This is a genomic window from Microbispora sp. H10830, from assembly GCF_014161375.1.
Taxonomy (GTDB): Bacteria; Actinomycetota; Actinomycetes; order Streptosporangiales; family Streptosporangiaceae; genus Microbispora; species Microbispora catharanthi.
The window spans coordinates 51,178-64,086 of sequence record NZ_JABBWX010000026.1; the positions used below are offsets into that span (position 1 = coordinate 51,178).

Below are 12,909 nucleotides of genomic sequence, written 5' to 3' on the forward strand. Positions count from 1 at the left end.
CTCTCAGGTGTCGTACATGTCGGCGACGCGGCGGCCATCGCCTCCGATGCGGCCCGCTCGGCGGTGCGGCCGCTCGGGGTGACCGACGAGCTGCGGATCCGTGGGTGCGGCCGCGAGGAGTGCGCGCGCATCCTCGTCGACCGCTCCCGCTCCGGCAACCGCCACTGGTGCGGACTAGAGGAGTGCGGCAACCGCGTCAAGGCGGCGTACTACCGCTTTCGCAAGAAGAGCAGGACATCCTCGGTGGGGTGATCTGGCCTGGTCAGGCTCCGGCCGAGGTCCTGCGGTCTGCGTGAGCACCCGCGCCCCCTCGGGCCCCTTGTGCCGGGACGACGGCGCGGGTCATTCGTTCTCCTCGTAGACGACGTGGTAGCGGCGGGTGTAGCGGTTGAGTGCCGCCGGGTTGAAGCGGCCGCCCTGGCTCACCTCGGTGCGATGCTCGATGAGGGCCTCCACCACGCACTCCCAGCCGCCAGGCGAGGAGACCTGGATGACCTTGGGCGGCGGGGTGGAACCGGGGCGGATCGCGTGCGGGACACCGTGCGGCAGCAGGACGAACTGCCCCTTGCCGGCCCGGTGCGTCACACCGTCGAAGTCGATCTCCAGGACACCGTCGACCACGTAGATGCACTCGTCGGCGACATGGTGAGTGTGGCGCGGGACGGGCTGGGCGACGGTCACCTCCAGCAGGGAGATCAGGCTGTCGGTGTCCTCGCTGCGCGCCTTGATGCCGAACGCGGGCGGCACCGCGATGCGCCCGGGCCTCACCTGCCCCTGTCGCAGCAGGTAGAACCGGCTCTTGTCGCCCCACTCGGCGGGGTCGTCCTGCCCGAGGTGGTAGCGCATGCCGTACGGCTTGCCCAGCTCGTTGATCTTCTGCCAGTCACGCCGTTCGTCGGGGAGCATCAGCGCGTCGGCCTCGCCCGCCTCGCACACGTCCTCGACGTAGCGCTCCCAGCCGCCCGGCGCGGACAACTGCAGGGCGTGCACGGCGGAGCCGTCCGGCCCGAGGTTTCGCATGGCGTGCGTGACGCCGCGCGGGACCAGCGCGAACATCCCGGCGGTGAGGTGGTGGCCGGCTCCGTCGAACTCGATGCCCAGGTCGCCGTCCAGCACATACACCAGTTCGTCGAAGGTGTCGTGGACGTGAGCGGGGATGTGGCCGTCACCGCGGTTCTCAATCAGGGAGAACCGCCCCTCGGTATCGGCGGCCCCGGCCTTCACGCTCATCGACGGCGGAAGGGGCACGCGGGTGGGACGGGAGGCGCCCGCGTCCAGCAGGAAGAAGCGGTCCTTGACCATGAGAGATCCTCGGGAATCTGATTCGGAATCCGTTTCCGTTTAAGCTAGGTCAGCGTCGGAAGCCCTGTCAACGCGGACTAGGGTGTGATCCGGAATCCGATTCCGTGAAAGGGGAGCACATGTCCAGGCCCCGCAGCGACGCCGAGCGCAACCGCGCCCGCCTCCTGGATGTCGCTGTCGACCTGTTCGCCGAGCACGGCGACCAGGTGCAGATGGGGGAGGTGGCAAGGGCCGCGCAGGTCGGCGTCGGCACCCTCTACCGGCACTTCCCGACCCGTCAGGCCCTGGTCGAGGCGGTCGCCGAGCAGCGCTTCAGCGCGATCCTCGCCTTCGCCGAGAGCGAGTGCCTGCCCAACCCCGACACCCGGGCGGCGCTGACCTGCTTCCTGACCCATGTGGCTCAGATGCATCAGACGGGCCGCGGCCTTTCCGGGGCGATCGAGGCGACGTTCGGCTCCACCGCCCCGCGCGGGCCTCTGGCGACGGAGTTGCTGGCCATCGGGGACACGCTGATCAGACGCGGACACGCCGACGGCACCGTCCGCGCCGACATCACGGTGGACGATCTCTACATGCTGGTCGGCGCGCTGGCGATGATCAGCCGAGGCGACGTCGGAAACTGGCGGCGGTTCATCGACATCACCCTGGACGGCATCGCACCCCGCTGAGGCGACTCAGCGCCGTCGGCTTCTCCGATCAGGCCGGCTGCCGGCGCTGGTCACGGTCACGCCGCCGGCGGTGTCCTGGCGCAGCAGGACTTCGGCGATCGGTGAGCGGGCGCTGTTGCCCGTGCACGCGAACAGCACCGCCAGGCGCGGCCATCGCTGCCAACCGACCAGGAGGCGCCGGTGGCGTGTCGACGCGGCGCAGTGCCGGATGCAGGGCGTCCCGGCAGCGGCCAAGGCCGCGCACGATCGGCGACTGGACTGCTGGGGCGGGAGCCGAGGATTGCGGCGACGCGTCGAGATCACTTCGGCTGTGCCGGCTCGGGTCTGCGCCCTTGAGGAAGTACTGGAACCGACACGGAGAGGGTCCCGCCGTGACGCTCGCGACGGCGGGACCCTCAGTTGATCCGGCTGTGTCAGCGGAACCGGAACAGCGCCCAACGTCGGGTGCCGTCGGCCAATGTGACGTTCAGCCGCCTGCACTGGCCGGCCCACGCCTTGTCGGTCTTCCAGACGTACGTGTACTGATCCTTCGCCGCGTCGTACGACAGCGGCGATCCACCCGCGGTGACCGCCTGCTCGACCGAGTCCGTCTGACCCAGGGAGCAGGAAACCTGCCCCGACGCCGGAGAGCCCGCCGCGAAGACGTCCATCCCGCGGTAACCGCCGAGGCCGAACTTCACCGGGATCGCCTGGCCGGCCTGGACGGCGTTGACCGTAGGCGGGTTGTCCACCGGTGGCAGGAATCCACGGAAGGGCCACGGCGCCGACGCCACCTTGACGGTACGCGAGGTGGAGACCGACCCGCCGTCGCCGTCGCTCACCGTCACTGTGGCGGTGAACGTGCCCGGACCGTAGGTGTGGGGCAGGAAGCACGGCGACAGGGCTCCGTCGAGCACGCCGGGCGCCGTCCCGTCCCCCCACCTGACGGTGCAGACGTGCTGGTCGGCGGTGCCCGGGTCGGAGAACTCGATCCGCGCGCCGGACCCGTCCACGGCCACCGTGACGAGCACCGGGGCGGCGTTGCCGACGGTCAGGGTGGTGGTGTCGGACGCCGAGGCGCCCTTGGCGTCCACAGCGGTCAGTGTCGCGGTGAAAACGCCGTCGTCCGAGCAGGTGACCGACGCCTGCGGGCCGTCCCCCGTGACGTCGCACGGACCGTCGACCGTCCACGATGATGTGACTCCGGCGGCGTCATCGGTGACGGTGCCGGAGAGTGGGACGGCCGCGCCCTCCACGCCGGACAGACCGTCTCCGGCCTCGACCACCGGCGGCCTGTCGGCCTTGTCGTTGTCGGTGATCCACGCCATGCCGACCTCGCCGGGCAGCACCTTCCGCCCGTCGGACGCGGTCACGTCGCCGATTTTGAGCCGGAACGGCTCAGGAGATTCCACCGCGGTGTCGTCGATCGCGGTCGCGGTGACCACGCCGCTGGGATGCTCGCTCGTCAGCGTCAGCGTCCCGGTGGCGGGCCCGACGTCGCCGGGGCCGTCGTCCGGGCCGGCAGCCGGCTCGACGATCGACCACGGCACGGACACGCTCTCACCCGCCGGCGGCGCCGGGTTCACGGTCACCGTGAAGTCGCCGGACGTGCCCTCGGCGATCGTGGGCGCGGAGACCGACACACCCAGCACCTCGTCGTCCCGGATCGTCATCGTGGCGGGTTGCCCGGCGCTGCCGTTGGCGACCTCGCCGACCGAGACGGTGAACGTCTCGTCCGCCTCCGGGATCGCGTCGCCGTTCACCGCGAGGTGAACCACGTGCTCGGTCTCGCCTGGGGCGAAGCGGATCGTCGCGTCCGAGGCCACATAGTCGTCGTTCGCCTTGGCCGAGCCGTCGGCGGTGGCGTACGCGGCCACGACCTCCTTGCCGCTTGGCTTGGACAGATGGAACGTGATCGGTGTGTCGGTGAGGCTGGTTCCCCCCTCGGTCACCGTCGCCGGCTCGACCGAGACGACGGGCCCCTCGTCGTTGTCGGCGATGGTGCCCGTCGCCTGGGCGCGCGTGATCGTCAGCCCGAGCCGGGCCCCCGTCAGCGCGAGCGTCACCGTCTCGTCGTCCTCGTCGATCGCGTCGTCGGCCACGTCGACCGGAATCGACGCCTGCGTCTCACCGGCCGATACGACCACCGTTCCGGTGCCCAGCGTCACGTCGTCCTCGCCCGCGCTGCCGGGCCGCAGCGACCAGGTCAGCGCGACGTCGTCACCCAGGGCGTGATCCAGCTTCACGATGAACGCCCCGTCGTCCGCCTCGCTCAACGCGGCGTCCTCGACGGTCGCGTTCACCCACGACGCCGGCAGCTCGAGGTCCGGGTCGGACGCCGGCCGGGTCAGCGCGAGGGCGTTCCATTTCGAGGCCGACACCTGGAGGAACACCCGGCCGGGCAGGTTGACGACCGCCGGCATGCCGACCGGGGCGCTTCCGCCGGTGCCGGTGGCTCCGAAGAGGTTTCCGCCCCAGGCCAGCATGGAGCCGTCGGCGCGGATCGCGAGGGTGTTCATCGAGTCGTCGTGATCCACCGCGACGACCGGCGCGCCCTCGGGGAGGGCCACCGAGGTCGGCACGCTGGTGCTCTGGCCGCCGGCGAAGCCGAGGGCGTCCAGCTCGTGGTTGGTGTTCTGGCCCCACATGGACACCGAGCCGTCCTCCTTCAACGCGACCGCTGAGTCACCCGAGGAGGACACGTCGACCACCCCGCTGCCGCGACCCAGGTTGGTCACCGTGTTGGGCAGGTACGGCGACGTCGGCGTGTTGAGCGCCCACGGCCGGCCCAGCGCCGGATCGGTGTCGCCGCAGGAGAGCAGGGTGCCGTCCTTCTTGAGGAAGAACACGACGCCCGAGGCAGCGGCGATCTGGCGGATGTCGCTCAGCCCCGGAATCGCCGTCGCGTACGGCTTGTTCTGGGAGGAGGTGCCGAGGCACTTCTGAACACCCCAGGACGTGACGGTTCCGTCGTCCATGAGCGCGTAGAAGGACTGCTCACCCGCCTCGACGTCACGGACGCCGCGCAGCGGGGTGTCCGGCCCGCTGAGCACCAGCCCCGGGACGTTGCGCGAGGTGACGGTCGAGCCGTCGCCGAGCTGCCCGTTGCCGTTGAACCCCCAGGTCGCGACCGTTCCATCGGTTCGCACCGCCGCGACCTGGTCGCCGTGGGCGGAGATCCGGGTGACACCGGCCAGCGTGCCGGCCCCGCCGACGCCGAGAGGCGACACCGGGGTCGCCCGCTGCGACACGGTCGAGCCGTCTCCCAGTTGACCATGGTCGTTCATGCCCCAGGCGCGCACCGTGCCGTCACTCAGGACGGTGAAGCTGACGCGGAAGCCCGACGCGACCTGGACCGCGGTGCCGGGCAGGACGGTCTGCTGCGGGGCGTCGAACTCGCCACCCAGCGTCCCGGTGCCGACCTGGCCCAGCGTGTTGTGACCCCAGCCGTACGGCTTCGCGGTCAAGCCGCCCGGCGGCGCGTCCGGCGAGCCGCTGTCGCAGTCGTCGTCGACACCGTTGCCGATAGATTCGATCTGCCCGGGATGCACCACCGCGTCGCTGTCGTCGCAGTCGGTGGTGGCCGTCCAGCCGTCACCGTCGGCGTCCTTCCGGAACACCAGGACCGACCAGCCGCGCGTGACGCGGTGTCCGTCGCCATCGGTGGCTGTGGCGACGACCTCATGGTTTCCCGGTGTGTCCGGTGCCTTCCACGACAGCGACTCGGTCCCGTCGGCCGGCCTCTTGTCCACGGCCCAGCTCACCTCGGGCGCGCCGCCGTCGTCGCTCGCCGTGACGGAGAACTCGGCCGTCTTGCCGGTCTCGACCCTGATCTGGGCGCTCTCCGGCGCGCTCTGGGCGATCTTCGGGTCGTCGCCTTTGCGCGTCACCGTCACGCCGCTCCAGGAGTACGCGACCCGCCCGGCGTCGTCGCTCACCCGCAGGCCGATGACCGGCGAGCCCGGCTCGTCGAACACCGCCGACGGGGTCTGCCCGGTCGCATCGTCGAAGTCGCGGTCGCCGTCCAGATCCCAGGCGTACGACGAGATCGTCGCCCCCTGTGCCGCGGTCGAAGCGGACCCGTTCAGCCTGATCGACTGCCCCTCGGGCGCCGTGTACGGGCCTCCCGCCTGCGCGACAGGATGCGTGTCCGGCACTCCCGCGTCGCCCGCCAGCGCGTCGGTGATCGCCTGCCAACCGGTGAGGCCCTCCTGCACAGCCGCGGCCGTCTTGGCATGCGCGGCGATCTGTGCATTCAGCGCATCCCGCACGTTCTGGGCTGTGTAGCGCGGGCCGGCGGCCGCCACACGGATCCGGTTCTCGAACTCCGTGATCTGCGCGCCGGTCAGCCCGCTCTCCCGAAGCACGCGCCGCTCGTCCGGGGTGAGGCCCCGCTGCTTGACCCGGCTCCCGAAATCCGCGGCGAAGGCGAACGCCTTGTCGGCGTCCTCGCCGAACAGCGCCTTGATGTCGTTTAGCTGGGCCGAGGTCCGCGCCAACTGCCCGGCCAGCGCCTGGTGCAGGTCACGAACCTCACGCGCGTGGACCAGGGCCCACTCCCCGTCACCCGCCTGCTGCGCGCCCTTGTACGCCTCGACCCCGCGCAACAAGGCCTGAAGCAGCGACGCCTCACCCGCCATGGCATCAGTCGAGACGTCGTCGTCGACCTTCTCGGGAATCACCGGCCGATCGAATTCGGGATTCGGTGGGTCGGCATAGATGCCGATGTAATGTATCGCCCGGCTGAACTGCAGATTGGCGAACTTTCGATGGATGGGGGTGGAAAAATCTTTCTTCTCCAGCGCACACGCGACGGGGCTGCCGAGAGCGCAACTCCCCTGAAGCGCCGTTTCAAGCATGTCCCCTGCTGCGCGAGCGTCCAGCCAACGCTCCCTGTACGTCTGGTACTCGTCCAGCGCCGCGCTTTTCAGACTCGCCAGCGCGGCGTCGGGCGCAGGGGTCCGCGCGAGGGCCAGTACCTCGATCTGGCCGCTGTACCAGCTGTCGTCCGCCGCGTCGAAGTACCCGTCCTGGCAGGTGTCGACGACAACGGCGTATTTTCCTGGAGGGAGATTTCCAGCGGGCGAGGTGATGCCGATCACCTCGCCCATGACCAGGGATTCGTCCTGCACCACCGCGTTGGGCGTACCGACGACGTCGTCGAGGTGCTGCCCCTCTGAGGGCGGCCCATCCGGCACCAGGTAGATGTCACTGACCGGGTAGACGAAGTCATTCAGCCCGCCGTCGCAGTCGTCCTTGTACGTGAGCACGGTCGACGCGATTTCGATCCTGCTGTTAGGGCCGTACACGCCGTTCCCATTGAGGAGAATCCCGTCTGCCCTGGCTGGTGGCGCCGAGACCACCACGCCTGTCGCGACGGTCATCGCCATCGCCAATAGGGACGTTACCGCCCGTCTCCACCGGTTCACCCGAACCTCACCGACTCCCGTTTCCATCCGGCATCCGTTCGACCTGTCAACGGGAGAGTGACGGAGGAGGCATGGTAGCCACTTGGGAGGCGCTTAAGACGGCTTTGGGGGAAACAGATGCGGACTATGCGTTCTGCCAGCGTCTGCGGGCCCGCTTCACAGAGCTGGAACGTGAGCGCCGGACCAAGGCGCAAGAGCTTGCCGACGCCGAGGCGAGTCCGCCCGCTCGCGACCACCAAACCGGCCTGCTCCACAAGATCCCCATGCTCCAGACGAAGCTCGCTGAGCTGCCCGAAGAGCTCCAGCGTGAGCTGCTCACGGCCTTCCGTCTGGAGATCCGCTATGACGCCCGCCTTGGGGTGGCGTTGATCCGAATCACCCTGGACCACGAGACGATCGAAGGAGTTACGGCGAGGGCAGAAGAACTTCCCGGAAACGAACAGGCGCCTGCCGGAGGCAGGCACCTGTGCCGAAGATTTGGTGAGTGCCCCCGGCAAGGGACCCAGAAGTAGGGGAACGGGAGAGACCCCGTCTGACCAGGAAGTTCGTGCTCGACAGTTCACCGTTGAAGCGGTCAGGCCTCTCCCGAAGCGTCGTGTCCGCACGCTTCGAGCCGTGGCGGAGGGATGAACACGATGACGTCGTCCCCCAACCGCTGGATCCGGCGGACGTCGACGGGCAGCGTGCTGTTGGTCGCTGCGATCGCCGCGGTCGTCTCGTTCCGTCACATGCATGAGCTGGCGCTCTCGCACGGCGAGAGCCCGCTGACCGCTGCACTCATCCCGCTATCTGTGGACGGTACGGTTGTCAGTTCATCCATGGCGCTGTTGCTGGAGAGTCGGTACGGCCGGAGGGGCGGGGTTCTTCCGTGGACCCTGCTGATCACCGCGAGCCTCACATCGCTGGCCGCGAATGTCGCCGTCGCCGAACCCACTCTGGTCGGCCGCGTGATAGCAGCCTGGCCGTCCTTCGCCCTAGTCGGTGCGTACGAGATTCTCATGCGGCAGATCCGGCACGCTTACCTTCACCATGAGGAGACGATTGGAGCTGTTGCCGTCGATCCGGCCGCCCTCGGTGACGACAGTCCGGTATCCGCGAGCCGTGAAGATCCTGCTAAAGACGCACTCCTCGGACCCCGCGAGGGACGAGAGGTTCAGAGAGCAGCCTGGATATGGGCACTGGCGAACAGAGGCCCGGATGGGTCGTTGCCCAGCGGTAGGGTCATCTCCCAGAAGTTTGGGCGCAGCTCTCGCTGGGGCCGTCTCGTGAAAAGCGCCGGACTCAGCGGTCAGCTGGATCCTGCCTGCATCTCAGGACCACTCCAAAGTCCTTAGCTCCTGCCATGTTCGCCTCAGAGCCAGAAGCATCAGCGTCATATCTGACTCAGAATTTATCAAGCTGCACGGCGATGGGCTCAAGTCAACCGTGATCTGGACGGTGCTCTTCTGTCCGGGCAGCGAATACCGAGCTGTTCGAGCGGAACGATCGATGGGTCGCGCTGGGCCATGCCTGCAAACTCGCTGGTGAGTTTGGCTCATGTTACTTCGCCTTCTGACCAGCTCAGCCTGAGGCGAGCAGTTGTCGGACCCGTTCAGTTGCGGCGTGGTCGGCGCCGTGGGTCCGTTCCAAGTCGGACAGCAGTGCCGTGAGATTCCGCCTGGCCCGGTCTAGCAGACCCGCATCCAATTCCAGCTCTCCGATCTGGCGCCGAAGCTCCAGCGCCTGGGGGTCGTCCTCTGCGGCGCAGTCCGCCAGCAGCTCGGTCATGAGGTGGAGCGCCAGCTCGGTATCGCCGAGGTGGGCGTGGCAGGTAGCCTCTTGGAGCCGGTAGTGGAAAGCCTGTTCAGGGTCGGCTGCCGCGGCCAGGTTGCGGTACTCGTGGGCGGCTCGATGGTAGTCGCCCGCGGTCAGCCAGACCTCTGCGAGCTGCTCCCGCAATTCCTCCGGTTCCGGAGCGTGTGCCACGGCCTCCTCGAGGAGCGCCGCCGCCTCGCCGTACCGTGACTGCCGAACCAGTGACTGCGCCTCCCGCCGGGCTCGCCGTACATCACCCTGGCTCACGTCGTGTCGCGCCACGGACGGCCTGGCTGTCGGCGGCCCTCCGGCCACGATCGTCCGGCTCAACGCGCGGGAGTAGAGCAGCAACGGGCTCGGGCCGACATCGGTCATGTCGCCCAGAGGCCCGGTTCCCGACAGGTACGGCATGAGCCGCTCGTAAACGTCGCGGACGGTGGCGGGCCGGTCCTCGGGATTCTTCTCCACCATCGCCATCAGCAGGTCGTCCAGGCCTTTGGGGATGTCGATGCGATGCCGTCCGGCCGGGATCGCCGGCGTCCGCACGTGCTGACTCATGATGCTGTACTCGCTCGGCCCGTGGAACAACGGGCGGCCGGTGGCCAGCTCATAGAGCACGCAACCGAGAGAGTAGATGTCGCTGCGCTCGGTGGACGGTTTGCACTCGACCTGCTCAGGCGACATGTAAGCGGCGGTGCCCAACTGCTGCCCGGTCCTGGTTAGCTTGGTGAGCTGCGCCTCGTGCATGAAGGCCAGGCCGAAGTCGAGGACGCGGATGGAGCTGTCGTGGCACAGCATGAGGTTGGAGGGCTTCAGGTCCCGATGCAGAATGCCGTGCTGGTGGGCGGCCTCCAGGACCGCGGCGATCTGCGCGCCGATCGAGGCCACCCAGCCGATGGAGAGCGGAGCGTGCTCGGCGATGACGTCATGCAGTCCGTTTCCCTCAATGAACTGCATGACCATGTAGTGGCGGCCGCCGGCGGACCCGAAGTCGTAGAGGGCGGGCACGCCTGGGTGCGAGAAGCTGGACAGCGCCCTGGCTTCCCTGGCGAAACGCTCGATCAGCTCGGCGTCCGGGAGCCGGACAAACTTGATCGCCACCCGGCGACCGAGCACCGTGTCCTCGGCGCCCCAGACCTCTCCCATGCCGCCGCGGCCCAGGTGGACCGGGTCGAGCCGATAGCGATCGAGGAAGAGGGACACGGGCGCCTCCAAGAGATCACTCAGGTGTCAGGCTCCCGTCGAGAAGCCCGTCGATCCCGGCAGCGACAAGATTATCGCTGATCTCCCGCAGCACCCTGGTGGCGTCTTCGAAGGTGAGCAGTTGCCGGAACGCCTCGCCGTACCTGCGCTGCTCCTCGATCGGCAGCCGTGGCAGCGGCGCACGCCGGGGGTCCAGCCGTGCAGAGGAGCCGGATCGGGTGCTGCTGGCGCGCAGGCAGCCGGCCAGGAAGTGGGGGTCGAGCCGCTCGGGGTCGGTACGGAAGAGCAGCAGTTGAGGCCCCAGTAAGGCTCTCGCCTGGCTCATCACCCGCGGCACCGCGCCGCTGCCGGTGAGCACCGGCGCCACCACGTCACCGTCCTCGATACGAATCAGCCCCGGCGCATCGCCGGTCCTGCCGCTCGGTGCGCGGTTGAGCAGCAGGTCCTTCGCGGTCAGTACGGGCTGGTCGCCCTCTTCGGCCAGCTTGAGAGGTCCCTGCATGACGGTGACGACCCCGGCGCGGGCCAGTTCGCCGATGTTGGTCATCGCCAGATCACGGCGAGGTCCTGCGACGAGGCGGGGAGGCGTGAGCGATCCCAGCAGTGACGACAACCGGTCACTCATTGCGGTGAAGCCGGATGTGGGCTCGTGTGCGGTCACCCGGTGGCTGGTCGTCAGATCGACCTCGTCGTCGAGCAGGTCAATGATGCGCACCATGCTGCTGTTGTCCGGCAGCGTGGCAGTGCTGCGGAAGGCCCGCCACGCCTGCTCGGCCAGTGTCAAATCTTCGCCCGCGTTGACCATCAGCACCTGAGACGGCAGTTCGTCACTCGGTTGGGGCTTGCGCAGCACCCACAGATCCGGCGCGCCGCTGGAGGCGGGGGCGGCACCGGGGAAGAGGCTGATGATCGCCCGGAGCACGCCCGCTCTCAGCAGGTTCCCGCGCACCCGGCGTCCCGGACGCCGGCTGGCCGCCACACCCGGCATCATGATCACGACGAGGCCGCCCGGCCTGACATGAGCCAGGCAGTGCTGCACCCAGGCCAGCTCCGACTCACCTCTCGGCGGCAAGCCGAACTCCCAGCGTGGATCGCTGGTCAGCTCGTCGTAGCCCCAGCTTCGTTCGCTGAAGGGCGGGTTGCACACGACCACGTCGGCCTGCCTGCCCGCGAAGGCGTCGGCGCGCAGCGAGTCACCCGCTTCGATCTGGGCTTGGTAGCCGTACAGGCGGAGCCGGATACGCGTCAGCCGGGCGGCGCTCTGGTTCAGTTCTTGGCCGAACACCTGGCTGCCGCGGGACTCCAGCAATACGGTGCCGATCCCGCACGCCGGGTCGAAAACCGTGCGTCCGGCGGTTTCCGCGATGCCGGCCATCAGCCTGGCCACATCCGGCGGTGTGGCCAGCAGGCGCCGGGAGTGCAGATCGACGTAGCGTTCGCAGATCCCGTCGAAGGCGGCGACGGCGCCTTCCGCCCGCCCGATCTCTTCGATCTCCTTGACCAGAGCCTTGTCCAGATCGGTTTTCTCGCCCAGCAGGACCGCGCCGGCGTCCGCGACCACCTTGCTCAGACGCAGGTCGTCGGTGCTGCTGCGGAGCCGCTGCCACAGCCGCTCCAGGGGCGCGACCTCGACGTACCGGTCGTGTTTGCGCAGCCACTGCTCCACCTCGGTCAGGGAGAAGGCGGGGCTGGTGGCGGTGCCGCCCACCGGCAGCGGGAAGTCGCTGAACCGCTTGCGCCAGTTGCTGACCGCGGCCCGGCCGACGTCGGCCAGCCGCGCGATGTCGGCGGCGTTGACCAGGACGTCGTCTCGCATCTATCGCCCTTCCTCCGGCAACCACAGGTCATCCCCAGTACGGCGGAGCCGCTCCCGATACTCTTCGTAGTCCGGCAGGGCCAGCTCGACGATCCGCCAGAACGCGGCACCGTGATCCGGCCGTTTGAGATGCGCCAGCTCATGCACGAGCACGTAGTCGATCAGACTCGGCGAAAGCTGCATGGTCGCCCAGTGGATGTTGACCTGACCATCCCGCGAGCACGAGCCCCACCGATAGCCCAGCGGACGCACTCGCAGCCCGGCCAGCTCCACGCCCATCCGAGCCGCCCACGGCTGGATCCGCCGGGTGAGCCATGGGTGGCCGACCCGGCGATACCAGCCCACCAGTTCCTTGGCGTCACCGCCTTCCGGCAGTTCCAATCGGCCACGGACCAGCCGGACCTCCCCGGCGGGCACAATGCGAAGCCGGTAGGAGCGGCCCAGATAGCGGAAACCTTCGCCCGAGACGAACTGCTTTTCCGGTGGAGCCTCGCCCAGCTCCCGCTTCTCGGCAAGCTTGCCGTACAACCAGGATCGTTTGGCCTCCACCAGCTTGGCCAGGTCGGTGGTCGAGATCTGCGGCGGCACGACAGCGGTGACCGAGGCGTCCCGCTCGACGGTGAGGCGGACGCTCTTGCGGCGCTCGCTCACCGAGACGGCGACCTCCAGGTCGCCGACCCGCAGGACTCCGGGGAAATCACTCACGGTCACCAGCATG

General features: G+C 68.8%; 10 protein-coding genes. 4 read left to right on the top strand and 6 right to left on the bottom strand.

The annotated features are described in order from the left end of the window. The first annotated feature begins 78 nt into the window (after positions 1-78). Positions 79-252, top strand: a complete 174-nt coding sequence (locus tag HHX35_RS39690) for a CGNR zinc finger domain-containing protein (RefSeq protein ID WP_220506420.1) — start codon at positions 79-81, stop codon at positions 250-252. A 90-nt stretch (positions 253-342) separates the two neighbouring features. On the opposite strand, the gene HHX35_RS39695 is transcribed toward HHX35_RS39690, so the two are convergent. Beyond that, positions 343-1,302 (bottom strand): cupin domain-containing protein, encoded by a 960-nt coding sequence (locus tag HHX35_RS39695; RefSeq protein ID WP_182903743.1) that lies wholly within the window; start codon positions 1,300-1,302, stop codon positions 343-345. Between the two features lie 119 nt (positions 1,303-1,421). Between HHX35_RS39695 and HHX35_RS39700 the strand changes: the two genes are divergently transcribed. After that, positions 1,422-1,970 carry a TetR/AcrR family transcriptional regulator gene (locus HHX35_RS39700; protein WP_182903744.1) on the top strand — a complete coding sequence of 183 codons (549 nt, stop codon included), beginning with the start codon at positions 1,422-1,424 and terminating at the stop codon, positions 1,968-1,970. 6 nt (positions 1,971-1,976) lie between these two features. Here HHX35_RS39700 and HHX35_RS45265 read toward each other — a convergent pair whose 3' ends face one another. Both HHX35_RS45265 and HHX35_RS39710 read right to left on the bottom strand, forming a co-directional pair. Continuing rightward, positions 1,977-2,462: a hypothetical protein gene (locus HHX35_RS45265; RefSeq protein WP_396781754.1), complete on the bottom strand. Its 486-nt coding sequence runs from the start codon at positions 2,460-2,462 to the stop codon at positions 1,977-1,979. After that, on the bottom strand, positions 2,384-7,333 hold the full coding sequence (locus tag HHX35_RS39710) for a PxKF domain-containing protein (protein WP_182903746.1): 4,950 nt from the start codon (positions 7,331-7,333) through the stop codon (positions 2,384-2,386). The genes HHX35_RS45265 and HHX35_RS39710 overlap by 79 nt, the downstream gene beginning before the upstream one ends. Positions 7,334-7,449: 116 nt before the next feature. Between HHX35_RS39710 and HHX35_RS39715 the strand changes: the two genes are divergently transcribed. Further along, positions 7,450-7,890 carry a hypothetical protein gene (locus HHX35_RS39715; RefSeq protein ID WP_182903747.1) on the top strand — a complete coding sequence of 147 codons (441 nt, stop codon included), beginning with the start codon at positions 7,450-7,452 and terminating at the stop codon, positions 7,888-7,890. A gap of 114 nt (positions 7,891-8,004) precedes the next feature. Beyond that, entirely contained in the window at positions 8,005-8,712 is a 708-nt protein-coding gene (locus tag HHX35_RS39720) for a DUF2637 domain-containing protein (protein ID WP_182903748.1), read from the top strand. Between the two features lie 226 nt (positions 8,713-8,938). Here the strand turns inward: HHX35_RS39720 and HHX35_RS39725 are convergent, their stop codons facing one another. The 3 genes from HHX35_RS39725 to HHX35_RS39735 are packed head-to-tail and all read right to left on the bottom strand — an operon-like array spanning position 8,939 to position 12,896. Further along, positions 8,939-10,375, bottom strand: coding sequence for a serine/threonine-protein kinase (locus HHX35_RS39725; RefSeq protein ID WP_182903749.1), 1,437 nt, complete (start codon positions 10,373-10,375; stop codon positions 8,939-8,941). 16 nt (positions 10,376-10,391) lie between these two features. Beyond that, entirely contained in the window at positions 10,392-12,191 is a 1,800-nt protein-coding gene (locus tag HHX35_RS39730) for an N-6 DNA methylase (protein WP_182903750.1), read from the bottom strand. Next, positions 12,192-12,896 carry a M48 family metallopeptidase gene (locus tag HHX35_RS39735; protein ID WP_220506422.1) on the bottom strand — a complete coding sequence of 235 codons (705 nt, stop codon included), beginning with the start codon at positions 12,894-12,896 and terminating at the stop codon, positions 12,192-12,194. Positions 12,897-12,909: the final 13 nt, after the last annotated feature.